The organism is Pseudocitrobacter vendiensis (assembly GCF_943590815.1).
GTDB lineage: Bacteria > Pseudomonadota > Gammaproteobacteria > Enterobacterales > Enterobacteriaceae > Pseudocitrobacter > Pseudocitrobacter vendiensis.
In genome coordinates, this window is the sequence record NZ_CALSBS010000005.1 from 199,831 (window position 1) to 223,907 (window position 24,077).

A 24,077-nucleotide genomic window follows, 5' to 3' on the forward strand; every position below is an offset into this window, starting at 1 on the left:
TACCTAATCATTAAGGAAGATTATATGTCGCAACAAAATTATCTGGATGAGCTAATTCCGGCCTTTACGCCATTGCTGGCGATAAAGGAGGCCTCGCGTTGTTTGTTATGCCACGATGCGCCTTGCAGCCAGGGGTGTCCAGCCCAAACGGACCCGGGTAAATTTATCCGCTCCATCTATTTCCGTAATTTTAAAGGCGCAGCCGAAACCATACGCGAAAATAACGCGCTGGGTGCCGTATGTGCGCGTGTTTGCCCAACCGAAAAATTATGCCAGGCAGAATGTTCGCGATCGGGGATCGATAAACCAATCGACATCGCCCGCCTGCAACGCTTTGTGACTGACTTTGAGCAGCAAACGGGTATGCAGGTTTATCAACCGGGCAGTAAAACGCTCGGTAAAGTGGCGATTGTCGGGGCCGGCCCGGCGGGCTTACAGGCGAGCGTCACGCTTACTCATCTGGGCTATGACGTTACGCTCTTCGAAAAAGAGGCGCAGGCCGGTGGCTGGTTGCGCCACGGTATTCCGGAATTCCGTTTACCGCAGGCCGTGCTGGATAACGAAATTCAGCGCATCATCGATATGGGCGTAACCATCAAATGCAACAGTGAAGTGGGTAAAGACCTGACGCTGGAAGAGCTGAAAGCTCGCCACCGCGCGGTACTGTTGACCGTTGGTTTATCGCAGGGTTCTTCCCTCTCACTCTTTGATGATGCTGAAGACGTTGAAATCGCCGTCGACTTTTTACAACGCGCCAGCCGCGCAAACGGTGAAATTGCCATTCCTCAAAGTGCGTTGATTATCGGCGGCGGCGACGTGGCGATGGATGTCGCCACCACGCTGAAAATGCTGGGCTGCCCTTCTGTCACCTGCGTCGCGCGTGAAACGCTGGATGCATTCCCGGCAAGCGATAAAGAGTTTACCAGCGCTCAGGCACTGGGTGTTTCCATTATTGACGGCTTCACACCGATTGACGTCGCAGGTCATTCGGTCACCTTCCAGCACGTTAGCTTACCGGGCGAACTGAAACTGCACGCAGAGAAAATCATTCTCGCCGTCGGCCAGCATGCGCAGTTTACCGCCTTTAATCATCTGAACGTGCAGCGTAATACAGTGGAAACAACAGATTATCAGACATCTGACCCGACGCTATTTGCTGCGGGCGATATTGTTCAGGGAGATAAAACGGTGGTTTATGCGGTGAAAACCGGGAAGGAAGCCGCACAGTCCATTCACCACTATTTAGAGGGAGCGTGCTCATGTTAACGAAAGATCTTTCTGTTACCTTTTGCGGCGTTAAATTTCCTAACCCGTTCTGCCTCTCTTCTTCACCGGTCGGCAACTGCTATGAAATGTGCGCCAAGGCGTATGATACCGGCTGGGGTGGTGTGGTGTTCAAAACCATCGGCTTCTTTATTGCCAATGAAGTTTCGCCACGTTTCGATCATTTAACCAAAGAGGATACCGGCTTTATCGGCTTCAAAAATATGGAGCAGATTGCTGAGCATCCGCTGGCGGAAAACCTCGAAGCCATTCGTCGGCTGAAAGAAGATTACCCCGATAAAGTGTTGATCGCCTCGATCATGGGAGAAAACGAACAGCAGTGGCAGGATCTGGCGCATCTGGTTGAGAAAGCCGGTGCCGATATGATCGAGTGTAACTTCTCCTGCCCGCAGATGACCTCTCATGCGATGGGTAGCGATGTCGGTCAAAGCCCGGAACTGGTGGAAAAATATTGCCGCGCGGTGAAACGCGGTTCCTCCCTGCCGATGCTGGCAAAAATGACGCCGAATATTGGTGATATGTGCGACGTAGCGCTGGCGGCAAAACGCGGCGGTGCGGACGGTATTGCGGCAATCAACACCGTGAAATCGATCACTAATATCGACCTGAATCGCAAAATCGGGATGCCGGTGGTCAACGGCAAATCGAGCATTTCCGGTTATTCCGGCAAAGCGGTGAAACCGATCGCTCTGCGCTTTATACAGCAAATGCGCATGCATCCTGAACTGCGTGATTTCCCGATCAGCGGTATCGGCGGGATAGAAACCTGGGAAGACGCAGCTGAGTTTTTACTCCTCGGTGCGGCCACGCTTCAGGTCACAACCGGCATCATGCAGTATGGCTATCGCATCGTAGAAGATATGAGCAGCGGTCTATCGCACTACCTGGCCGATCAGGGCTTTGATTCGATCGATGAGATGTTAGGTCTGGCGAACGCCAATATTGTTCCGGCGGAAGAACTGGATCGCAGCTATATCGTTTATCCACATATTGCGGAAGATAAATGTGTGGGCTGCGGGCGCTGTTATATTTCCTGCTACGACGGCGGCCACCAGGCAATGGAATGGAATGAAGATACCCGTACGCCGCACTGTGACACCGAGAAGTGCGTTGGCTGCCTGCTCTGCGGTCATGTTTGTCCGGTAGCGTGTATCAGCCCTGGACGCGTAGAGTTCAAGCCTGGCGAGAAAGAGCACGCCGTTTCACTTTAACCTCTAAGGACGAGGACCGGCCTGTTCATGCAGGCCGGGATTAACCATGAGTACACTTGTCGCTATTGCCCTCACTACCGGTATTTTGTCGGGAATTTGGGGCTGGGTCGCCGTGACATGGAGCCTGCTCAGTTGGGCAGGGTTTCTGGGTTGTACTGCCTATTTCGCCTGCCCTCAGGACGGAGTGAAAGGTCTGGGAATATCTCTGTGTACTGTAATGAGTGGTGTGTTTTGGGCAGAAGTGATTATCTACGGCAGTCAGCTATCCCCTGAGTGGGCCATGCTGGGTTATTTACTTACAGGTGTCGTGGCTTTCGTGATGTGTATTCAGGCGAAAAGCCAGTGGCTCTCTTTTGTTCCGGGCACATTTATTGGCGCGTGTTCTACCTTCGCTGGTCAGGGTGACTGGCAGGCGGTATCCCCGTCACTTTTAGTGGGGCTGCTATTTGGTTACGCGATGAAAAATAGCGGTTTATTACTCGCCGAACGTTGGCCCCAGCCGAAAAAGTCATAAAAAAAGCCCGACATGTTTTTGCACCGGCCTTGCGGCTGATGACAACTGCAACATTGCCTGATGCGCTACGCTTATCAGGCCTACGGGATTTCTGCAATCTTCTGAATTTGCACGATTTTGTAGGCCGGATAAGGCGTTTTCGCCGCATCCGGCAAAAACAAAGCGCACTTTGTCAGCAATATTAAACCCGAATCATTTCTTACGCGCGTATTTCAGTGAATCCAGCGCCACGGCGAAGATGATAATCGCCCCTTTAATAATGTACTGCCAGTACGGGTTAACGCCGATATAGGTCAGGCCGTAGTTAATAACCGTAAAGATAATCACACCGGTCACCACGCCAAGCACGGTACCCACGCCGCCGCTGAAGGAAACGCCACCCACCACGCAGGCTGCAATGGCATCCAGCTCATACATAAAGCCAAGGTTGTTGGTCGCCGACCCGATACGCCCCGCTTCCAGCAGGCCGCCAAAAGCATAGAACACACCTGACAGCGCATAAATCACCAGCAGGTTTACCGCCACGTTTACGCCGGAAACTTTAGCGGCTTCAGGGTTGCCGCCGATTGCGAAAATGTTCTTCCCGAAGCGGGTTTTGTTCCACAGCACCCAGACAAACGCCACGGCAATCAACGCGTAGAAGGTGATATACGACAGGCGGAAACTGCCGAGCGCAATAAAGCCCTGCGCAAAGGTAGAGAAGCCGCTATCAAAGCCAGAAATCGGCGACGCTCCCACAAAGTCGTAATACAGTGAGTTAATCCCGTACACAATAATCATGGTGCCAAGGGTGGTAATAAACGGCGTCACGTTCAGATAAGCAATGATAATGCCGTTGATCAGGCCAATAATCGCGCCAATCGCACAAACAATCAGGATAACCAGCGCAATTGGCATGGTCGCCATTTCCGGGAAGACCTTGTTGGCGTTTTCGACTGATTGCAGCAACGTCGCGGCAATCACCGCCGCCAGCCCCACCTGGCGACCAGCGGACAGGTCAGTCCCCTGAGTGACAATCAACCCCGCCACGCCGAGCGCGATAATAATACGCACCGAGGACTGAGTCAGAATATTACTTAAGTTCAGCAGACTTAAGAAGGTGGGGTCCTGGAAAATAATAATTGCCAGCAGAACCAAAAGAACGACGTAAATACCGCCCTCTTTCAGATAAGTGAGAAAGCTTTTTTTATTTAACGCACTCATGTCGAGCCCCTGATCTTAAAGGTGCAATGACGCAAGACGGAGAATTTCGTTTTGCGTTGTTGTTTTTGTTTCAACAATTCCGGCAACCAGACCGTTGCTCATTACCAGAATACGATCGGTAATACCCAGCAGTTCCGGCATTTCGGATGAAATAATAATGATCCCTTTATCTTTCTTCGCCAGCTCAGCAATCAGCTGATAAATTTCAAACTTCGCGCCGACGTCAATTCCGCGGGTCGGTTCATCAAGCATTAAAATCTCAGGCTGCGTTAACAGCCAACGGCCAATGATCACCTTTTGCTGGTTACCGCCGGAGAGAGAGCCAATTTGTGTATGATGCCCTGGCGTTTTCACGCGCATGGAATCAATAACCCATTGGGTATCGCTCTTCATGCGGGAATTATCGAGAAGCCCGACTTTGTTTTTATAATTTTTGATATTGGAGATCAGCGAGTTAAAGCCGATATCCAGATAAGCATAAATACCGGTTGAGCGACGCTCTTCGGTCACCAACGCAAAGCCGTTATTGATGGCTTCATTGGCGTTGTGGTTATTAATTTTTTTGCCATGCAGCGTGATGGTACCGGACGATTTTTCGCGCACGCCAAACAGCGTTTCAACGATGTCGGTACGTTTTGCCCCCACCAGCCCGGCGATACCCAGAATTTCACCTTTACGCAGCTGGAAAGATACATCACGAATCGACGGCTGACGCAACGAGGTCAGATTCTGCACGTCCAGGATAACCTCACCCGGCGTATTGGAACGATCCGGGAAGCGCTGATTCAATGAGCGGCCCACCATCATGGCGATGATTTTGTCCATATCCAGCCCTTCCAGCGGCTGGGTGGCGATCCACTGGCCATCGCGCAAAACGGTAATTTCATCACATAGCTGGAAGATCTCTTCCATTTTGTGAGAGATATAGACAATGCCGCAGCCACGATCTTTCAGCTTACGAATGATCGTAAACAGGTGATTGACCTCTTTCTCAGTCAGAGAGGACGTGGGTTCATCCATGATGACGATTTTGGCGTTATAGGAAAACGCTTTAGCGATTTCAATCATCTGCATTTGTGAAACGGACAACGTGCCGACACGCGCGCGCGGGTCAATATCGATATCCAGTTCATCAAAAATCGCTTTGGTATCGCGGTACATTTTTTCCTGATCGACAAACACGCCTTTTGCCGGATAACGACCCAGCCACATGTTGTCCATCACGGAGCGTTGCAGTACCAGGTTCAATTCCTGGTGAACCATTGATATACCATTTTCCAGCGCTTCTTTCGCCGAATGGAAATCAATCTCCTGGCCCTGAAAAATAATGCTACCGGAATCTTTTTGATAGATCCCAAACAGGCATTTTAATAACGTCGATTTACCGGCGCCGTTTTCCCCCATAAGCGCATGGATAGAATGCGGGCGGACCTTTAAATTGACATTATCGAGTGCTTTAACGCCTGGAAACGACTTGTTGATATGACTCATTTCCAACAAGAATTCGCCCGACGACTCTCTATTATCGCTGACCATAGTTTTACCTGGCTGCTGGTTTTTAATGGCTATTTACGCGAAATAGCCATGGTCTTTATCGGTAATAAAGGGCGCACTCACGTGCGCCCAAAGATAATAAAATTACTTGTTGGTAAATTCGCTGAGATTTTCTTTATCTACGCCAACATACGGCACGCGAACCACTTTATTTTCGATTTTCCAGTTCGTGCCTTCCGCCGCGGCTTTACCATCGGCCAGATTTTTTGCCAGATCGAAAGTGGCTTTGGCCTGGTTATTCGCATCGTTCAGAACCGTACCGGCCATTGCGCCGGATTTAACCAGCGCCAGCGCTTCTGGCAATGCATCGACGCCGAATACCGGAATGCTGCTCTTGTTGTGTGCTTTCAGTGCTTCAACTGCACCCATTGCCATCGCATCGTTGTTGGCGATAACCACTTCGATTTTGTTGGCGTTCGGGCCAGAGAGCCAGGCGTCCATTTTATCTTTAGCCTGTGCGGTATCCCACATGGCGGTATCTAACTGCAATTGCTGAGTTTTCAGCCCCTTCTCATTCAGCTCTTTGATAACGTAGGTGGTACGGGCTTCTGCATCCGGGTGCCCCGGCTCGCCTTTCAGCAGTACAAACTGTACCTGACCATCTTTGTTCAGATCCCAGTTCGGGTTAGCCGCCCAGTGCTTGGCGATCAGATCGCCTTGAATAATGCCGGACTCTTTGGAGTCGGTCCCGACGTAAAACGCTTTGTCGTAGCTGTCCAGCGCCTTACGGGAAGGTTCTTTGTTGAAGAAAACAATAGGCACATTCTGGCCGCGTGCTTTCTCAATCACGGTGCCTGCCGCTGCCGGGTCAACCAGGTTGATCGCCAGTGCTTTAACGCCCTTCGCCAGCAGCACGTCAATCTGATCGTTCTGTTTGGACTGGTCGTTCTGAGAGTCGTTCATCAGCAGTTGCACATCCGGCGCTGCTTTGGCGTCTTTCTCGATAGCTTTGCGGACCACGGACATAAAGTTATCGTCATACTTATAAATCGTCACACCAATGCGGGTATCAGCAGCGTGCGCCGCGGCACCGAATAACATGCTTGCCATCACAGCAGACAGGGTTAACACCTTCTTATTCATGGTATCTCCGGTTTTATTATGCAGGGTAGTTCGTATGGGAAAAGTCGACGGTCAGTGTTAAATAAACGTTACTGCACGACGAAATTTATTCTTAAGTAAAATGACTCTTCCGTGGTCGATAACGCGCCATAGTGCGTTTTATTGCTTGCTTTCGGCTTTACTGCTATAGAAAAAGTGATTAATCACCGTGACGTAACGTTTGGCCTTTACAAACGCTGACATCATAGTCAGCACAATGTTAATATACTGTGAAATCACTCACAGATTGAAAACGGTTACATCGCATGATGAAATCAGTTAGTGACGGGCAGCACAGATTGCCGCTGAGCAACCGAATGACGTCGCACCAGCGTAGGCATAAAACAATGCGTTGCCGACGCATCAAGCTTGCCTGCCGCGCCAAGTAAAGCCAGTTCAGTCGCCAGTTTTGCCATGGAAACAATCGGGTAGCGAATGGTGGTGAGTTGCGGATCGGTGTAGCGCGCCAGCGGAATATCATCAAATCCGATCACTGAAACCTGCTGTGGCACCGCAATGCCGTTATCTTTTAGCGCAGTGAGTGCGCCAGCAGCCATATTATCGTTATAGGAAAACACCGCCGTCAGGCCCGGATTGCGCCCCAGCAGTTCAACCATTGCGGCTTCCCCACCCTGCATATCCGGCGACCCGGTACCTATCCAGCTTTCAGGTGCCGTGATGCCCTGCTCGCGTAATGCGCGTTGCCAGCCTTCACGACGCAGGTCTTCATCTTCAATCTGATGGCTGGAGGCAAGATAACCAATGCGCTGGTGCCCGTGATTCAACAATGTGCGCGTTGCCATTACCGCGCCACTCACGTTGTCCAATCCCACGCAACGATGCGCATATCCCGGCACGATGCGGTTAATCAGCACCATTCCCGGAATGTGATCCATAAAATCACCCAGCTCGCGATCGCTAAGGGCTTTTGAGTGCACAATAAGCGCACTGCACCGCTGGCGAATCAATACCTCGATGGCATTACGCTCTTTTTCCGCTTCATGGTAGCTGTTGCCGATAAGGACATATTTTTGCTGCAACTGGGCAATGGTATCGACAGCTTTTACCAGCGCGCCAAAAAAGGGATCGGAGACGTCCATTACCACCACCCCGATGGTATCGCTCACCTGCGTCGCCAGCGCCTGCGCATTGGCGTTAGGCCGATAGCCCAGCGCCGCAACCGCTTTCATTACCGTCTCGCGTGTGTCCGGACTGACCAGCGCGCTGTTATTCAGAACGCGAGAAACCGTTGCCACCGATACGCCCGCCTGACGCGCCACATCACGAATGGTGATCATCGCCACCGCCCTGCTGTGCATTGCTGCCATTCATAGCCAAACCCTCTGTCTGGGAAGAGCGCTATTCTGGCAACGAATGCACCAGCGCTACGTGAAGGAGGTCACACGGCTGGAAACGGTTACATCCGTTTTGTTAATGATTGTGATCCAGATCGTTATCTGAATGTTTTACGTAAGGAAACACCGGAAGCGCGTGCAGTAAGCTGACGCCACAGCCATTCGAGTGGCCCCTGACGAAAATAACGCAGCCACAGCAGTGAGAAGACAATGTTAACCAGCCAGACCGGCACGACAAATGCCAGCAGCGTCAGGCGGTCAAATTTCATAAACAGATCAAACCGATAGAACAGCGTGGTGTAGATAAGCGTTTGCAGAATGTAGTTTGACAGCGCCATCCGCCCGACGCAGGCGATAGCGATGACCAGCCTGGAGTGACAGATTTGCGGCCAGTAGCCCCACGCCAGCGCCGCATAGCCCAGCGTTTGCAGCGGCGCGCTCAGTTCGCGTGGTGCCTGTAACAGAAAAGCACACCAGCGATAATCCCAGCCCAGCTGCCACTGCGCGACAATCGCCGGTAGGTTGATCAACATGCCAATAGCAATCAGCGATGCGCCAGTTCGTCGGTAATGCCGCAGGCTAAAGTGTCCTTTCAACCAGCCACTGCGCATCAGTGAAGCGCCCATCAGCATCATCCCCGCCAGTTGCCAACCATACTGTGCACCAAGCGCCAGCAGATTCGCGGACAACATGTCTCCACGGTTGCTGATAGCTTCCCTGCCGCCATTCACCTTCCAGAAGTGTTCGTAAAGCAGCGTAGAAGCATCCGGCACCCAGGATCGGCTCTGCCCCGAGTCAGCAATCAAACCCAACAGCACCAAAAGGCCGACGCCCACCAGGTACAGCATCGCCCCGGTCTTAAACAGTGATGTCACATCGCGCGCTTCACGGATTAAACGCCAGCTGATTAATCCCACCAGCGCATAGGCCAGCAGAATATCGCCATCCCAAAGGAGCAAACCGTGAATAAAACCGAGTAAAGCGAGCAGCGTTAACCGCGACTGGATCCAGCGTTTTCCGCGAGGCAGAAGCAATTGCAGCCCTGCGCCAAAGAGCAGCGCAAACAGCGTGAGGAATTTGACCTGCGCAAAGAGGTCGAGCACCGCCCAGGTCCAGGCATCGCGTGAGGTGATATCGCCATACCAGGCGGGATTAAGATAGGCGGCTTTGGGCAAGCCAAAGCCGTTAATATTCAGCAGCAGGATACCGAGGATAGCCACGCCCCGCACAAAATCCAGGGTGACATTTCGTTCCATGTATCCTGCTCCGCTTAGTTGTGGTGGCGTACGGCGCGCAAGAATTCCTGACGGGTATTCTGGCTGGATTTAAACAGGCCGCCAAGCGACGTCGTGGTGGTCGCGCTGGTAGCATCGCGTATACCGCGCGCTTTCACACAATAATGCACCGCATCAATGGAAACCGCCACGTTGTTGGTCCCCAGCAGGGTTTGCAGCGCAGTAAGAATTTGCTGCGTCAGGCGCTCCTGCACCTGAGGGCGCTGAGCGAAGAACTGCACGATGCGGTTGATTTTGGACAAGCCAATCACCGACTCTTTCGGGATGTACGCCACCGTTGCTTTACCATCGATGGTCACAAAGTGGTGTTCACAAGTACTGGTCAGCGTGATATCACGCACTGTCACCATCTCATCCACTTTCATTTTGTTTTCAATGACGGTGATTTTCGGGAAATTGGCGTAATCGAGGCCAGAGAAAATCTCATCCACATACATTTTGGCAATGCGATGCGGAGTTTCCATCAGACTGTCATCACTCAAATCGAGATTCAGCAACTGCATAATCTCGGTCATATGCCCTGAAATCAGACGCTTACGGGTTTCATTATCCATTTCGCGCACCGGCGGGCGCAACGGCGTTTCCAGTCCACGGGCCACGAGGGCTTCATGAACCAGTGCAGCTTCTTTACTCAGTGATGACATCTTTTCTTTCTCCAGCAGGTGGGGCGCTTCGCCCTTCATGGGGCAAAGTTTGCACTTATTGTGCGTGAGGCCGCGCACATAATCCAGTATTCGTAACGATAATTATTGCAATTGCTACTGCCTTGCATGCTCCGGTCGCCATACCAGCATGCCGCCGATAAACAGCGCCAGCGCCGCGCCCCCTAGCGCAGGGTCCAGGCGATGCGTAAGCCAGGTCGACAGCGCCGAGGTCATTGGGCCAACCAATTGACCTACTGCATAACCGGTAGTCAGCAATCCGGCCATATAGCGGGCGTGACGCGGCGCCAGCTCCCGCCCGTATAGCAGCGAAAGCTGCACCGCGCACAGGAAACCGCCGCCCACCAGCGCTGCGCCCATGGCCAGGCCCGGCAAGCCAGGTATCAGCCAGGCAAACAACACGCCAATACCCTGTAACCACAGGACCACCGCCAGCCGGTGGTGGCTCTGCCCTACATGACGCATCGCAATACTCAGGGCGATACCGATGACCGACGCGAGGCCAAATATCGGCCAGACAAACTGCGCAAACAGGCTACCGGGAAAGCGCTGCGCGGCCATTTGCGAGAGAAAGGTCGCGGGCAAAATATAGCCGAATCCTGCCAGGCTGTAGCTCCAGACCAGACGTTTAAGGTCGGCGGTAAGATGCAGCGGCTCTGGCTTTATGCCCGACGGATGCAGCGCGCCGGGCCGCGGCAACCAGCGCGCGACCAGGATAATCAGTACTAACGCCAGCAGGCCGTAAAGCAGCCAGCCCTGCGACGCGGCAAGCGACTGAGAATGGATCCACACCGCCAGCAGGCCGCTCAGGGCAATCCCCGCGCCCGGCCCAGCGAACACTGCAGCACTCAGCCCGGCATGGCCCAACTGCGCAAGACGTTCGTTGGTCCAGGCAGCGGTTAGCACAAGCGCCCAACCGCTCATACATCCCAGAATCAGGCGCAGCACACCGTGCAGCCAGGCATTATCGGCACACGCGGAAAGCAACGTGAATACCACCGCCCCGGCAATGCCAAGATACAGGCGCGTCTCGACGTGTCGCTGCGCGCACATGGCATCCCACGCACCAATCAGATAGCCCAGATAGTTCATCGCCGCCACCAGCCCGACACTGGTCAGTGTGAGCTGGTTATCGGCAATCATTAATGGCACCTGGGGCGTAAAGGCAAACCGCCCTATCCCCATGATAACCACTAAGACTATAAAGCCGCTGAATGCGATTCGTAAGGCCATACCGCCCCAATTGTTAACAATAAGTTATATGCATGATGCGGCATATCAAGATAATGCGGAAGTGAAAGTTACTCAACGGCAATGAATTATCTGTATGATGATCCCAGTATTTCTGATTGTGAATATAAGGAGCCTTGCATGGAATTGCTTGAAGAACATCGTTGTTTTGAAGGCTGGCAACAACGCTGGCGGCACGACTCCACTGCGCTGAACTGTGTCATGACGTTCAGCATTTTTTTACCGCCAACGCATGGGACAACGCCGCCGCCGGTACTTTACTGGCTGTCGGGGTTGACCTGTACAGACGAGAACTTCACCACTAAAGCCAACGCGCAGCGCGTTGCCTCTGAATTGGGTATTGTGCTGGTGATGCCCGATACCAGCCCACGTGGCGCGGATGTCCCCAATGATGACGGCTATGACCTGGGCCAGGGCGCGGGTTTTTATCTGAATGCCACGCAGCAGCCGTGGGCTGCGCATTTCCGGATGTATGACTATATTCGCGATGAACTGCCGGCACTGATTCAGGATAAATTTAATGTCAGCGATCGCTGTGCTATCAGCGGACACTCAATGGGCGGGCACGGCGCGCTATTGCTGGCGCTGAAAAATCCGGGTAAATATGTCAGCGCATCAGCCTTTGCGCCCATTGTGAACCCAGGCAATGTGCCGTGGGGAAAGAAAGCGTTTACAGCGTATCTGGGCGAGGATCAATCGGCCTGGTCGCAATGGGACAGTTGTGCGTTGTTACATGCCAGCCAGGCTGACGCGGCCACACCGATGCTCATCGATCAGGGCGACAACGATCAGTTCCTGGCCGATCAACTGCAGCCTGCAGTGTTCGCGGAAATAGCGCGGCAAAAAGACTGGCCGCTCACTCTGCGCATTCAGCCGGGTTACGATCACAGCTACTTCTTTATTGCGTCGTTTATTGAGGATCATCTGCGCTTCCATGCGCAGTATTTGTTGAAGTAAGCGTGGGTTGCCGGATGGCGCTAACGCTTATCCGGCCTACGAGTGCGTGTGGTCAGTGGATTTACCGAAGACACATCACGCGTAGGTCGGATAAGGCGTAGCCGCATCCGACATTACCGCACGATCGGAGCGGTTGGTGAGATTGCCGGATGGCGCTGGCGCTTATCCGGCCTACGAGTGCGTGCGGTCGATGGATTTGCCAGGATGCACATCAACGCGTAGGTCGGATAAGGCGTAGCCGCCATCCGACATTACCGCACGATCGGAGCGGTTGGTGGATTTACCCGGATTCACATCACGCGTAGATCGGATAAGGCGTAGCCGCATCCGACATTACCGCGCAATCAGAACCGGTAATCCACCGCCATAAAGTAGCGACGACCATCTTCGTTATAGCTGTAGTCATCGCGGCTCAGGTCTTTATCCCCCAGGTTCAGCACACCCGCACGCAGCTTAACGTTTTGCGTAGCCTGCCATGCACCGCCCATGTCCCACGTCGTGTAGCCGCCCGGTGTTTTCGAGGTTGCGCTCACCGCACGCTGTTCTCCGTTGTAACGCGCCGCCAGATAGAACGACCAGTCCTGTACCGGCGTCCAGTCTACGCGACCGTTGGCTGTATGGAACGGCAGTTCCTGCAACGGTTTATTCCCGCCATTACTGAGATCGCGACCATCGTTATAGGTGTAGTTCAGCGTCACTTTCCACTGCTCGCCAAACGGGACTTTCAGCTCGGTTTCCACACCCTGAATTCGTGCTTTATTCACGTTGTAGTAGGCGAAAATTGGCTTGCCGCTGGAATCAAAGCCGACGAAGTTGGAATAGCCTGGTGCGGCGCTAACATCAGGAGTACGCGTAATGTTGATCATATCTTCCACATCGTTGCGGAAGGTGGTAACACTACCCTGTACGCCTTCCAGCCAGCCCTCTTCACCCTGATAGTAGAGGCCGATTTCCCAGCTTTCGCTGGTTTCAGGTTTCAGATCAGGGCTCCCTACGATACGACAACCGCCACGGCAGGAGTTGGTCGTCCAGTCCGGGCTCAATTGCAGCAATGACGGGGCTTTAAAGGCCGTCGCCCAGCCGCCTTTCACCGTGACGGTATCCGTTGCGCTGTAAACGAGGTAAGCGCGCGGGCTCCAGTGATCGCCATAGGTTTCGTGATCGTCCATACGAATACCGGTGGTCAGCGCCAGAGGTTCAAAAATGCGCCACTCATCTTCAATAAACAGGGCGTACTGGCTGGCTGACGTTTCGCTGCTGGTTCCGCCGGTCAGGTTAATCGGATCTTTCAGTTTGTCATGTCGCCACTCACCACCGAAGGTGATCAACTGATTAATCGCCCCCACCGGCAGGACATATTTGCCATCGATGGTATTGCTTTCGGAAGTAATAGGGCTGCTGTTGCCAGGGTTCTTGTTATCGACTTTTTCACCGTAGAACTTCAGTTCGCTGTTACCGACATCCCAACGACCGTTATGGCTCAGGGAATAGTTTTGACGCTCAAGACGGTTCTTATCCAGCGAATCTGAATTTCTGTCCTGACGGTCAAAACCGTAACCGGCGGTGATGTCCTGATTATCCGTAGGTGTCCAGGCAAATTCGACGTTGGCATCGCGGCTGGTGAAGCCTTCGATACGCGGCGTTTCACCGGTCGCACTGGTGGTGGACGATTCCTGTTTATCTTTCTCACGTTTGGAGAGGCTACCAAAGGCTTTCACCCCCAATACGCCATCTACCAATGGGCCGCTGGTAAAGAACTGGCCGTTGTAAGTATCGCCGCGATCGCGGTTTTCCTGAATGGTGGTATCAGCTGTGATGCTGCCCGTCCATTTCTGACCAATCTTTTTGGTGATGATGTTTACCACGCCGCCCAATGCATCGGAACCGTAGAGCGAAGACATCGGCCCGCGCACCACTTCGATACGCTCGATGGAATCTGCCGGGATCCAGTTCAGGTCGAAGTCGTTATGACGGAAAACGGCATTGCGCGAATTCACGCGTTTGCCATCGATAAGAATCAGGGTGTAGCTGCTGTCGAGGCCGCGAATACTCACGCCCTGGCGGTTATCGCCTTCGTTGGTGAGCTGTACGCCCGGCACTTCCTTGAGGATATCTTTCAGGTTTTGCACCGGCTTGCGTTGCAGATCTTCCTGAGTGATCACGCTGATACTGGCGGGGGCATCTTTGACGCTCTGCTCAGTTGCAGCAGCGGTGACGACCATTTGTTCGCCTTCAGTGGCGGCGGTAACCGGCAGCGCCAGTGACAAAGCGGACACGCAGAGCCCGCCCCGGACGAAGGGGTTTAACCTGAACATTCCAAATCTCCATGAGGTGAATACGTAATTATTTCAAAAGGGTACTGCTCACACTGACTGCTTCACGCTGCTGACCTTCAGCGCTTATTTTTTTATGCAGATGTGGCTGTCGCCTCATGTCGGTCACGATTTACCGTAAGAGAGGGAGTGGCTTCATCCAGTATTAACGCGGGTGATGATAAAGAGAATGATAACAATTATCAATTAAGTTATTTAAAGTTATGTCAATATGTAATCGTTTAATTCTATCAATACAGGAATAATCTTAGGTGAGGTGTAATTTTGAGTAAAAAAAAGCCCTCTTTGCGTGAAGAGGGCTTCTTAGGATGAGCGTTAATTATTTCTTAAAGCGCTCCGGGAAGTGCATTTCGCTGTAGCGAACGAAGCGTGTTCCACGGCTCAGCTTATAGCCGAACCAGATAATCAGGAACAGCGGGATGCCGATATAGGTGGCAGCAACGCCGCCCCAGTCAATGGTATCGGCCAGGAACGCTTCATAGTTCTGACCCAGGGTGATAATCAGGCACAGAACGAACGCGAAGATCGGCCCCAGTGGGAAGAATCCGGAACGGTAAGGCAGATTGTTAATATCATTGCCCTGCATTACGTAACCGCGACGGAAGCGATAGTGACTGATGGCAATTCCCAGCCAGGCGATGAAGCCCGTCATCCCGGAAGTATTCAGCAGCCACAGGTAAACGGTCTGGTTACCGAACATAGAGGTCAGGAAGCACAGCCCCGCAATCACCGTCGTCGCGTACAGCGCGTTGCGCGGTACACCGCCTTTGGACAGCTTAGAGAAGATGCGCGGCGCTTTACCGTCACACGCCAGGGTGTAAAGCATACGCGTGGATGCGTACATCCCGGAGTTACCCGCAGACAGTACCGCCGTCAGGATAACGGCGTTCATCACCGCTGCCGCAGAGAGCAGACCCGCATGCTGGAATACCAGGGTGAACGGACTCACGCTGATGTCTTTAACATCATTACGCAGCAGGCTCGGATCGGTATACGGAATAATCAGGCTGATAATCAGGATTGCGAATACATAGAACAGCAGGATTCGCCAGAACACCTGACGCACCGCACGCGGAATGTTTTTCTCCGGATCCTCAGATTCACCTGCCGCGATACCAATCAGCTCGGTACCCTGGAAGGAGAAGCCGACAATCATCGCCACGCCAATCATCGCCGACAAGCCGCCAGCAAACGGTGCATCGCCGGTCGTCCAGTTGCTCCAGCCCACTGGCTGAGCGCCTTTGAAGATGCCGATAATCATCATCACACCTACAATAATGAAGATGATAACGGTGGCGACTTTAATCAGTGAGAACCAATATTCCGCTTCGCCGAAGCCTTTTACGGAAATATAGTTGAGCAGGAAAATGACGCACAGGAACACGGCGCTCCAGATCCAGCCCGGCGTATCCGGGAACCACCAGCTCATCACCAGTTGTGCGGCCACCAGGTCAACGGCGATAGTCACCGCCCAGTTGTACCAGTAGTTCCAGCCCAGCGCGAAGCCGAAGCCTTCTTCGACATAGTTCTGGCCATAGGTGGCGAACGAGCCGGAAACCGGCATGTAGGCCGCCAGTTCGCCCAGACTGGTCATCAGGAAGTAGACCATCAGGCCAATCAGAATGTATGAGAATAACGCCCCACCGGGGCCTGCTGCGGAAATGGTTGCGCCTGATGCGACAAAAAGACCTGTACCGATTGAACCGCCAATGGCGATCATCGTCAGGTGACGCGCCTTGAGTTCGCGGCGGAGCGCGGGCGCTTGTGTGGTTTTAGTTTCGGAAACCATTTGAAAATACTGTCCATCCAAAAATTGAGGCGCGATTGTAGCAGACGATAAGCGCGTCTTCTGGCAGAAATGCGCAGTTATAAGAGACCTTCATGATTAGCGGCCAATTATAAGTAAAGCAGTACATGCTGTGACTGGCGAGTTTCTCGCCAGCTGGCAACAGCCTATGAGATGGTGCAGTACGAGAGAAAACGTTGTAACGCATTAGAAAGATGTTTCTGCCGATGATGAATGCGCCACAGCGTGCGATTCAGCCCCGGCAACGGCACCTTCACTTCCACAAGTTTTCCGCTTTCCAGCTGTTCGGCAATCACCCGGCGTGACAGACAGCTGATGCCCAGGCCATGGCGCACCGCATGTTTAATGGCTTCAGAGTTGCCAAGCTCCATGCCCAGGCGGAACTGCGGCAAATGGGAAAGCAGAAGATAATCAACTATTTCGCGAGTACCGGAGCCCTTCTCACGCAAAATCCACGGCTGTGCCGACAGACGTGCGAGCGTCACCTCCCCTTCCAGCAGTGGCGAATCCGGTGCGGCAAACACCACCAGCTCATCTTCCAGCCAGGGCTCCGCCACGATATCCGCTGAATGACACGGCCCCTCGATAAAACCAATATCGACGCGAAAATCGGCCACGGCATTAATGGCATCCTGACTGTTGCCTACGCTGAGTTCGATCGGTAAATCGGGGAAATCCCGGCGATAGCGACCAATCATCTCCGGCAAAAGATAGTTACCGATTGTGCTACTGGCGTAGACGCGGATAGCACCGTTATCTTCCCGGAACAGTTGCTCAATCTCGGTTGCCTGCTCCAGCAATGCCAGCGCGCGCGGGTAAAGCAGACGCCCGTGCTCGTTGACCACTAGCCGTTTACCGACGCGGTCGAAAAGCTGCACGCCCAGTTGCCCTTCGAGATCGGTCAACGCCGCGCTGACCGCAGACTGCGACAATGCCAGCATCTGTGAGGCCTGGGTAGTGGAGCCGCTTTTGAGTACTTCCGCGAACACTTCAAGCTGTCGCAGCGTGATATGCATATCTTTCCTGCCTGTTCAATCAATGCTTACCAGTTATTACGATTAATTATAAATATATAATCAATTTTATTTTTAAACCAGCACGGCGTAATCTTTTGCCCAGACAAAGGAGAAGGTTATGGCAGAAATCACATTACGCGAACCTCATCGTTCTGTAAGACATTATCTCCCGGGGCTGGCGCTTAGCGCGATCATCACCGGGGCAGCACTGTGGGCCGGGAGCATTCCCGCTATTTCAGGTGCAGGCTTCAGTGCATTAACGCTGGCAATCCTGCTGGGGATGGTCATCGGTAACACGGTTTATCCTAAAATCTGGCAGCCCTGCGATGGTGGTGTACTGTTCGCTAAACAGCACCTGCTGCGGCTCGGTATCATTCTTTATGGCTTCCGACTGACGTTTTCGCAAATTGCTGAAGTGGGCGTCAGCGGGATTGCCACCGATGCCCTTACGCTGACCAGTACTTTTTTACTGGCCTGCTGGTTGGGACAAAAAGTGTTTGGCCTGGATAAACAAACCAGTTGGCTGATTGGCGCGGGTAGCAGTATCTGTGGCGCGGCGGCCGTACTGGCGACGGAACCGGTAGTAAAAGCAGAGGCGAGTAAAGTGACCGTGGCAGTGGCGACCGTCGTTATCTTCGGTACGCTGGCAATCTTCCTTTACCCGGCAATGTATCCGCTGCTGGCACACTGGTTCAGCCCGGAAACGTACGGCATCTATATTGGCTCTACCATGCACGAAGTGGCGCAGGTGGTTGCGGCAGGTCATGCGATTAACCCGGAAGCTGAAAACGCGGCGGTGATTTCGAAAATGCTGCGCGTGATGATGCTGGCTCCGTTCTTGCTGATTCTGGCAGCTCGCGTAAAACAACTGGCTCCGGCAGGCAGTGGTCAGAAAAGCAAAATCACCATTCCGTGGTTTGCGGTACTGTTCATTGTGGTTGCGATTTTCAACTCCTTCCACCTGTTGCCGAAAGCGCTTGTTGATGTACTGGTGACACTGGATACGGTACTACTGGCGATGGCGATGGCGGCACTGGGCTTAACCACCCACGTAAGTGCACTGAAAAAAGCGGGCGCGAAACCGATGCTGATGGCGCTGGTGCTGTTCATCTGGTTAATCGTCGGCGGTGGCGCTATCAACCTTGCGGTACACGCCCTGATGGCATAATCCATCACGACTTCTCCCTGTTAACCCGCTATGATTACGGTTTGCTTTCCCCTCCTCTGGCGGGTTTAACAGGAGTCGTTATGAAATACATTGGAGCGCATGTGAGCGCCTCCGGCGGCGTAGCCAACGCCGCCATTCGTGCAGCAGAATTAGAAGCGACCGCTTTCGCCCTGTTCACCAAAAATCAGCGCCAGTGGCGCGCCGCCCCCCTCACAACCGAAGTGATTGATGATTTCAAAGCGGCCTGCGAAAAATACCACTACACCGCCGCGCAGATCCTTCCCCACGACAGCTATTTGATTAACCTCGGCCACCCTGTGGAAGAGGCGCTGGAAAAATCCCGCGAAGCTTTTATCGATGAGCTCAGCCGTTGTCAGCAGCTTGGCCTGACCCTGCTGAACTTCCACCCCGGTAGCCACCTGATGCAAATTGATGAAGATAAGTGTCTGGCACGTATCGCTGAATCCATCAACATCGCGCTGGCGCAAACCGAAGGCGTGACCGCCGTGATTGAAAACACCGCCGGCCAGGGCAGTAATCTCGGTTTTAAATTCGAACATCTCGCGGCCATCATCGACGGCGTAGAAGATAAATCCCGCGTCGGCGTCTGCATTGATACCTGCCACGCCTTTGCCGCCGGTTACGATCTGCGTACCACTGACGAATGTGCGAAAACCTTTGCCGAATTTGAACGTATCGTGGGCTTTAACTACCTGCGCGGCATGCATCTCAATGATGCGAAAAGCGCATTCGGCAGCCGTGTCGATCGCCATAACAGCCTCGGCGAAGGCAATATCGGCCACGATGCCTTCCGCTGGATTATGCAGGATAACCGTTTTGACGGTATTCCGCTGATTCTGGAAACCACAAACCCGGATATCTGGGCGGAAGAGATTGCGTGGCTGAAAGCGCAGCAGGTTGCTGAAGAGGTGGCGTAAGCATGATTGACAGGGAGAAGCAGATCCTCAACATTCTGCGCCGCAACCCGCTTATCCAGCAAAACGAAATCGCCGACATTTTGCAGGTGAGCCGTTCCCGCGTCGCGGCACATATTATGGATCTCACGCGCAAGGGGTTAATCAAAGGTAAAGGCTACATTCTGACTGAACAGGATTACTGCGTGGTGCTGGGCGCAATCAATATGGATATTCGTGGGATCGCTGATATCCATTATCCGCAAGCGGCCTCCCAACCCGGCGATATTCGCTGTTCTGCCGGAGGTGTGGCACGTAATATCGCCCACAATCTCGCACTGCTGGGGCGGGATGTTCATTTACTCTCCGCGGTGGGTAGCGATTTTTATGGTGATACGTTGCTTGAGCAAACACGTCAGGCCGGCGTGAATACCCAGAACTGCATTCGCTTGCATGGGCAAAATACATCAACCTATTTATCCATTGCCAATCCACAAGATGAAACGGTCCTGGCCATCAACGACACGCATTTACTTGATGCGCTAACACCACAACTTCTCAACGCCTCGCGGGAGCTGATCACGCATGCAGGAGTGATCCTCGTGGACTGTAATCTGACGCCACAAGCGCTGGAGTGGGTCTTTACGCTGGCCGGAAATATTCCAGTCTTTGTTGATACGGTATCAGAGTTCAAAGCGGAAAAAGTTAAAAGCTGGCTGGGCCGCATTCACACGTTAAAACCGACACGTAGAGAACTGGAGATCCTGTGGGGAAACGCTATCAATAATGATGAGGAGCTACGATGTGCGGTTAACGATTTGCACGCTCAGGGCGTACAGCGCATCGTCGTATGTCTGGAAGACGAGTCGGTCTTTTGTAGTGAAAAAGAGGGGGAAGCCTTTGCGCTGACGCCGCCTGCGCATCCGGTGGTGGACAGTTTTGGCGCTGATGATGCATTGATGGCTGGGCTGCTTTATAGCTTCCTCGACGGAAGCGAATTCAGGGACGGCGCACAATTTGCCATTGCCTGCGCGGCCTTAGCGCGTGCCAGCATTAGTATCAACAACCCAACGCTCTCAGTAGACAACGCCTGGTATCTACTTAAAAACAGCGCACAGTAATGTGCGCTGTTAACAGTTGTCATTACCCAAGGCTAATAAAGAAACCTGCAATGGTCGCACTCATCAGATTAGAAAGCGTTGCCGCGGCGAGCGCTCTTACGCCCAACTGCGCGATTTCAGGTGCCCGCTGGGGGGCAATTGCCGAAAATGCCCCGACTACGACGCCAATCGAACCGAAGTTAGCAAATCCGCACAGGGCAAACGAGATAATGGCGATAGTTTTTACGTCCAGAGTTCCGGCTGCCTGCAGGTAGGGTGAAAAACTCAGATAGGCGACAAACTCGTTGATTGCCAGTTTCTGCCCAATCAGGCTACCTGCAAGCGTAGCATCACTCCAGTCAACGCCCATAATCCACGCCAGCGGTGCCAGAACATAGCCAAAAATTCCTTCAAGGGACGCATGTTCAAAACCAAACCAACTGCCAATGCCCCCGATAATGCCGTTCAGCAACGCGATAATCGCCACAAATGCCATGACGACAGTCGCCACACCGGCGGCAATCTTTAGCCCGGTCATGGCCCCGCTCGCCGCCGCTTCAATAATGCTTTTTGGCGGTGTTTCGGTGAAGGAAAGATTCTCGAACGTTACCTGTGACACCTCCGTCGCCGGGCTCATCAGTCTGGCGAACAATATGCCACCGGGGATTGCCATTAATGACGCTGCCAGAAGATAGTCAATGGGCACGCCCATCCCGGCGTATCCGATCAACATCGATCCGGCAATCGAGGCCATACCACTACAGATAGCGGTAAACAGTTCATTGCGGTTCAACTTCTCAATAAACGGCTTCACGATTGCCGGAATTTCATTCTGGCCGAGAAAAATCGTTGTTACCGCGACAAACGATTCAACTTTGCTGATATTCAGTGCTTTCTGGAAAATACCGCCAAGAATCCGGATCAGCAATCCCATCACGCCGATGTAGTAAAGCAGGCTTATCAGGGCAGTCACAAAGATAATGGCGGGTAAAACGCGGAACGCAAAGACAAACCCAGCCCCATCAAAAAGCACATCCATCTTAGGCCCAACCAGTGAGCCAAAAATGAATGCACTCCCGGCATCGCTGTAGGACATCACTTTATGAACACCCATTGCCGCCTGCTCTACCAGCCATTTTCCTGGAGGGAAATAGAGCATGATGCCACCGATGGCAATCTGCAAAGCCAACGCCGCCCCCACAGTGCGCAGGCTAATCCGTTTTTTATTCACCGAGAGTAAAAATGCAATGATCAGGAGTACCGCCATTCCCAGAACACTTCTCATAATATCCATAATGAATACCCTTACCTGGTAGAAAACCTGGCACAGGCCAGGTTTTCAAAAACAGAGTGACGGGCGACTGCCTCCTGCCCGACGCTGATTTACTGCAAACGCTGATACTCTTTGGCAATTTCACAGGCCAGAATCGCGTTATTAAAGACCAGTTGAATGTTGGATTTGAGACTGTCGCCGCCGGTCAACTCGGCAACGCGCGCCAGCAGGAACGGCGTGCTTTCTTTCCCGACAACACCCTGCTGTTCCGCCTCGGCCACTGCGCGATCAATGGCCGAATTGATCTGCTCTTCTGGCATGGCATAAGCCTGAGGGATAGGGTTGGCGATAACCAGACCACCGTTTAGGCCGGACTGCCATTTCACCGCCATCGCTCGTGCGATTTGCTCCGGTGTGTCCAGACGGATACTCACCTCGAACGGGCTGGTACGACAGAAAAAGGCGGGTAACGATTTTGTTTGATAGCCAATAAGCGGTACCCCAAATGTTTCGAGATATTCGGTTGTTAAACCCAGATCAAGAATAGATTTCGCACCGGCACAAACCACCGCAACATTAGTATGGGCGAGTTCCTGTAAGTCGGCCGAAATATCAAAGGTATGTTCGGCGCCGCGATGAACACCGCCAATGCCTCCCGTGGCAAAAACTTTAATACCAGCAAGAGCAGCAATAATCATGGTTGACGCAACGGTGGTTGCACCATTTATTCCGGCGGCTACGACAAAAGGTAGATCACGGCGACTTACTTTTGTTACGCTATGCCCTTCACGACCTAATAATTCAATTTCCTCCGGGCTGAGCCCAACTTTCATAACGCCACCGATAATAGCAATAGTGGCAGGAACCGCACCGTGTTTGCGGATTGTCTCTTCCACTTCAATGGCCGTTTGTGCGTTTTGTGGGAATGGCATTCCATGGGAAATAATCGTCGATTCCAGTGCCACGACCGGTTTATTATCCGCAAGTGCTTGCTTAACTTCCGGTGAAATCTGTAATAAATCAGATGAAATATTTAATTCTGACATTCTTTTCTCTCCACTAAAGCTAATACGTTAGAAAACGACAATTCAGGGTTATTGGTATATTCAGATGAGAGCGCCATCGAGGCACATCCTTGGGAAAAACGAACGGATTCAGGTAATGAAAAACCTTCGTGCCAGCATGCAGCAAGCCCTGCCATCATGGCATCACCGGCGCCCGTAACGTTCACAACGTGTGTTTTCAGAGGCAATGACCAGCCAGATTCACCCTGCATGTCACTGTAATAAACGCCGTCGCCCCCCATACTCAGAACCAGTCGTTGTAGCCCTTGTTGGTGGAACCATGCCGCGACAGCAGTGACATCATGGCGTGAGACAAGAGGTATACCACTCAATGTTTCCGCTTCAAGTCGGTTCGGTTTTAAGGTATGGATGTGGGGTAGCCAGTCACGGATTTTCACACACTTCCACGCGGATACAGGATCGACAAAAATCGGCGTTGCACCCCGATTTCTCATAATCCACGCCAGGGCCGCCTCGCTGATGTTGCAATCAACAACGATAACTCGTGCTCCCCGAATAAATTCCCGATGTTGCACCAGAAATTCTGGTGATAAGCATTCAGAGATGCTCATATCATTAATAGCAACCAGCATTTCGCCGGTATTATCCAGAAGGGAAAGATAACTGGAGGTACTTTCATCAGATACTTTCAGGCATTTATCTACATGTACACCTGATAATTCTGTTTGCATAAGCAAAGACTTGCCATAAAAATCATCTCCAACAGCCGTCAGAAGCCAGGAACTTTTACCAAGCAATGCAATATTATGCGCAATATTTCTACCCACACCTCCCGGTGTAAACCTTATCTTCCCGGGATTTGAATCAGCATAATTCAATTGATTTTGCGAATATCCAGCGACATCCATGTTCGCAGAACCAATCGTAACAATATAATTATCTTCAAGCATAGAACGCCCCCGGACACATTCGTCCTTTTCATGCAGAGTTCGTTATTAACGCCGTAAAATACATTAAATAAACACATGTTCATTGTCGAACATGTGTTTATCCT

General features: G+C 52.5%; 21 protein-coding genes. 7 read left to right on the forward strand and 14 right to left on the reverse strand.

Features of this window, described 5'->3' with window-relative positions:
• Positions 1 to 24 precede the first annotated feature (24 nt).
• The 3 genes from NMC31_RS08250 to NMC31_RS08260 are packed head-to-tail and all read left to right on the forward strand — an operon-like array spanning position 25 to position 3,009.
• Entirely contained in the window at positions 25 to 1,266 is a 1,242-nt protein-coding gene (locus NMC31_RS08250) for an NAD(P)-dependent oxidoreductase (RefSeq protein ID WP_253897579.1), read from the forward strand.
• Positions 1,260 to 2,495, forward strand: coding sequence for an NAD-dependent dihydropyrimidine dehydrogenase subunit PreA (gene preA / locus NMC31_RS08255; protein ID WP_149462468.1), 1,236 nt, complete (start codon positions 1,260 to 1,262; stop codon positions 2,493 to 2,495). The genes NMC31_RS08250 and preA overlap by 7 nt, the downstream gene beginning before the upstream one ends.
• A 46-nt stretch (positions 2,496 to 2,541) precedes the next feature.
• Positions 2,542 to 3,009: a DUF1097 domain-containing protein gene (locus NMC31_RS08260; RefSeq protein WP_253897580.1), complete on the forward strand. Its 468-nt coding sequence runs from the start codon at positions 2,542 to 2,544 to the stop codon at positions 3,007 to 3,009.
• Positions 3,010 to 3,201: 192 nt separating this feature from the next.
• Here the strand turns inward: NMC31_RS08260 and mglC are convergent, their stop codons facing one another.
• From mglC to NMC31_RS08295, 7 genes are all read right to left on the reverse strand, one after another.
• Positions 3,202 to 4,212, reverse strand: coding sequence for a galactose/methyl galactoside ABC transporter permease MglC (gene mglC, locus NMC31_RS08265; RefSeq protein ID WP_149462470.1), 1,011 nt, complete (start codon positions 4,210 to 4,212; stop codon positions 3,202 to 3,204).
• A 15-nt stretch (positions 4,213 to 4,227) separates the two neighbouring features.
• Positions 4,228 to 5,748 (reverse strand): galactose/methyl galactoside ABC transporter ATP-binding protein MglA, encoded by a 1,521-nt coding sequence (gene mglA / locus NMC31_RS08270; protein WP_149462471.1) that lies wholly within the window; start codon positions 5,746 to 5,748, stop codon positions 4,228 to 4,230.
• Positions 5,749 to 5,850: 102 nt separating this feature from the next.
• Complete coding sequence (gene mglB, locus NMC31_RS08275) at positions 5,851 to 6,849, reverse strand: galactose/glucose ABC transporter substrate-binding protein MglB (RefSeq protein ID WP_149462472.1); 999 nt, start codon at positions 6,847 to 6,849, stop codon at positions 5,851 to 5,853.
• Positions 6,850 to 7,142: 293 nt separating this feature from the next.
• Positions 7,143 to 8,165, reverse strand: coding sequence for an HTH-type transcriptional regulator GalS (galS, locus tag NMC31_RS08280; RefSeq protein ID WP_253897605.1), 1,023 nt, complete (start codon positions 8,163 to 8,165; stop codon positions 7,143 to 7,145).
• A gap of 155 nt (positions 8,166 to 8,320) precedes the next feature.
• Positions 8,321 to 9,478: a DUF418 domain-containing protein YeiB gene (gene yeiB / locus NMC31_RS08285; RefSeq protein WP_253897581.1), complete on the reverse strand. Its 1,158-nt coding sequence runs from the start codon at positions 9,476 to 9,478 to the stop codon at positions 8,321 to 8,323.
• Positions 9,479 to 9,492: 14 nt separating this feature from the next.
• Entirely contained in the window at positions 9,493 to 10,161 is a 669-nt protein-coding gene (folE, locus tag NMC31_RS08290) for a GTP cyclohydrolase I FolE (protein WP_041686408.1), read from the reverse strand.
• A 114-nt stretch (positions 10,162 to 10,275) separates the two neighbouring features.
• Positions 10,276 to 11,412 (reverse strand): YbfB/YjiJ family MFS transporter, encoded by a 1,137-nt coding sequence (locus tag NMC31_RS08295; RefSeq protein WP_253897582.1) that lies wholly within the window; start codon positions 11,410 to 11,412, stop codon positions 10,276 to 10,278.
• 138 nt (positions 11,413 to 11,550) lie between these two features.
• Between NMC31_RS08295 and fghA the strand changes: the two genes are divergently transcribed.
• The gene (gene fghA, locus NMC31_RS08300; protein ID WP_253897583.1) at positions 11,551 to 12,387 is read left to right on the forward strand and encodes an S-formylglutathione hydrolase; all 837 of its coding nucleotides are present in this window, start codon (positions 11,551 to 11,553) and stop codon (positions 12,385 to 12,387) included.
• Between the two features lie 171 nt (positions 12,388 to 12,558).
• On the opposite strand, the gene NMC31_RS08305 is transcribed toward fghA, so the two are convergent.
• The 4 genes from NMC31_RS08305 to yieE all read right to left on the reverse strand — a co-directional run bounded on the left by NMC31_RS08305 (position 12,559) and on the right by yieE (position 17,543).
• Positions 12,559 to 12,714, reverse strand: coding sequence for a hypothetical protein (locus NMC31_RS08305; RefSeq protein ID WP_253897584.1), 156 nt, complete (start codon positions 12,712 to 12,714; stop codon positions 12,559 to 12,561).
• A 17-nt stretch (positions 12,715 to 12,731) separates the two neighbouring features.
• Positions 12,732 to 14,702, reverse strand: coding sequence for a catecholate siderophore receptor CirA (cirA, locus tag NMC31_RS08310; protein ID WP_253897585.1), 1,971 nt, complete (start codon positions 14,700 to 14,702; stop codon positions 12,732 to 12,734).
• 337 nt (positions 14,703 to 15,039) lie between these two features.
• Complete coding sequence (locus NMC31_RS08315) at positions 15,040 to 16,509, reverse strand: amino acid permease (protein ID WP_149462477.1); 1,470 nt, start codon at positions 16,507 to 16,509, stop codon at positions 15,040 to 15,042.
• Between the two features lie 164 nt (positions 16,510 to 16,673).
• Positions 16,674 to 17,543, reverse strand: a complete 870-nt coding sequence (yieE, locus tag NMC31_RS08320; protein WP_253897586.1) for a DNA-binding transcriptional regulator YeiE — start codon at positions 17,541 to 17,543, stop codon at positions 16,674 to 16,676.
• 118 nt (positions 17,544 to 17,661) lie between these two features.
• On the opposite strand from yieE, the gene NMC31_RS08325 reads away from it, so the two are divergent.
• The 3 genes from NMC31_RS08325 (at position 17,662) to NMC31_RS08335 (ending at position 20,746) form a co-directional block, all read left to right on the forward strand.
• Entirely contained in the window at positions 17,662 to 18,711 is a 1,050-nt protein-coding gene (locus NMC31_RS08325; RefSeq protein ID WP_149462479.1) for a YeiH family protein, read from the forward strand.
• 80 nt (positions 18,712 to 18,791) lie between these two features.
• On the forward strand, positions 18,792 to 19,649 hold the full coding sequence (gene nfo / locus NMC31_RS08330) for a deoxyribonuclease IV (RefSeq protein WP_253897587.1): 858 nt from the start codon (positions 18,792 to 18,794) through the stop codon (positions 19,647 to 19,649).
• A gap of 2 nt (positions 19,650 to 19,651) precedes the next feature.
• Entirely contained in the window at positions 19,652 to 20,746 is a 1,095-nt protein-coding gene (locus NMC31_RS08335; protein WP_253897588.1) for a sugar kinase, read from the forward strand.
• Positions 20,747 to 20,768: 22 nt separating this feature from the next.
• On the opposite strand, the gene NMC31_RS08340 is transcribed toward NMC31_RS08335, so the two are convergent.
• From NMC31_RS08340 to NMC31_RS08350, 3 genes are all read right to left on the reverse strand, one after another.
• Positions 20,769 to 22,019: a NupC/NupG family nucleoside CNT transporter gene (locus NMC31_RS08340; protein ID WP_253897589.1), complete on the reverse strand. Its 1,251-nt coding sequence runs from the start codon at positions 22,017 to 22,019 to the stop codon at positions 20,769 to 20,771.
• Between the two features lie 89 nt (positions 22,020 to 22,108).
• Positions 22,109 to 23,044, reverse strand: coding sequence for a pseudouridine-5'-phosphate glycosidase (locus tag NMC31_RS08345; RefSeq protein WP_253897590.1), 936 nt, complete (start codon positions 23,042 to 23,044; stop codon positions 22,109 to 22,111).
• Positions 23,032 to 23,973 (reverse strand): pseudouridine kinase, encoded by a 942-nt coding sequence (locus NMC31_RS08350; RefSeq protein WP_253897591.1) that lies wholly within the window; start codon positions 23,971 to 23,973, stop codon positions 23,032 to 23,034. Before NMC31_RS08350 ends, NMC31_RS08345 begins: the two co-directional genes overlap by 13 nt.
• Positions 23,974 to 24,077: the final 104 nt, after the last annotated feature.

Coding starts and splice junctions, on each gene's coding strand:
- NMC31_RS08305 (WP_253897584.1), bottom strand. CDS start 12,714: ATGCGGCTACGCCTTATCCGATCTACGCGTGATGTGAATCCGGGTAAA.
- NMC31_RS08335 (WP_253897588.1), top strand. CDS start 19,652: ATGATTGACAGGGAGAAGCAGATCCTCAACATTCTGCGCCGCAACCCG.
- mglA (WP_149462471.1), bottom strand. CDS start 5,748: ATGGTCAGCGATAATAGAGAGTCGTCGGGCGAATTCTTGTTGGAAATG.
- NMC31_RS08260 (WP_253897580.1), top strand. CDS start 2,542: ATGAGTACACTTGTCGCTATTGCCCTCACTACCGGTATTTTGTCGGGA.
- NMC31_RS08350 (WP_253897591.1), bottom strand. CDS start 23,973: ATGCTTGAAGATAATTATATTGTTACGATTGGTTCTGCGAACATGGAT.
- NMC31_RS08250 (WP_253897579.1), top strand. CDS start 25: ATGTCGCAACAAAATTATCTGGATGAGCTAATTCCGGCCTTTACGCCA.
- galS (WP_253897605.1), bottom strand. CDS start 8,165: ATGATCACCATTCGTGATGTGGCGCGTCAGGCGGGCGTATCGGTGGCA.
- fghA (WP_253897583.1), top strand. CDS start 11,551: ATGGAATTGCTTGAAGAACATCGTTGTTTTGAAGGCTGGCAACAACGC.
- nfo (WP_253897587.1), top strand. CDS start 18,792: ATGAAATACATTGGAGCGCATGTGAGCGCCTCCGGCGGCGTAGCCAAC.
- mglB (WP_149462472.1), bottom strand. CDS start 6,849: ATGAATAAGAAGGTGTTAACCCTGTCTGCTGTGATGGCAAGCATGTTA.
- yieE (WP_253897586.1), bottom strand. CDS start 17,543: ATGCATATCACGCTGCGACAGCTTGAAGTGTTCGCGGAAGTACTCAAA.
- NMC31_RS08315 (WP_149462477.1), bottom strand. CDS start 16,509: ATGGTTTCCGAAACTAAAACCACACAAGCGCCCGCGCTCCGCCGCGAA.
- NMC31_RS08345 (WP_253897590.1), bottom strand. CDS start 23,044: ATGTCAGAATTAAATATTTCATCTGATTTATTACAGATTTCACCGGAA.
- NMC31_RS08295 (WP_253897582.1), bottom strand. CDS start 11,412: ATGGCCTTACGAATCGCATTCAGCGGCTTTATAGTCTTAGTGGTTATC.
- NMC31_RS08325 (WP_149462479.1), top strand. CDS start 17,662: ATGGCAGAAATCACATTACGCGAACCTCATCGTTCTGTAAGACATTAT.
- yeiB (WP_253897581.1), bottom strand. CDS start 9,478: ATGGAACGAAATGTCACCCTGGATTTTGTGCGGGGCGTGGCTATCCTC.
- NMC31_RS08340 (WP_253897589.1), bottom strand. CDS start 22,019: ATGGATATTATGAGAAGTGTTCTGGGAATGGCGGTACTCCTGATCATT.
- folE (WP_041686408.1), bottom strand. CDS start 10,161: ATGTCATCACTGAGTAAAGAAGCTGCACTGGTTCATGAAGCCCTCGTG.
- mglC (WP_149462470.1), bottom strand. CDS start 4,212: ATGAGTGCGTTAAATAAAAAAAGCTTTCTCACTTATCTGAAAGAGGGC.
- cirA (WP_253897585.1), bottom strand. CDS start 14,702: ATGTTCAGGTTAAACCCCTTCGTCCGGGGCGGGCTCTGCGTGTCCGCT.
- preA (WP_149462468.1), top strand. CDS start 1,260: ATGTTAACGAAAGATCTTTCTGTTACCTTTTGCGGCGTTAAATTTCCT.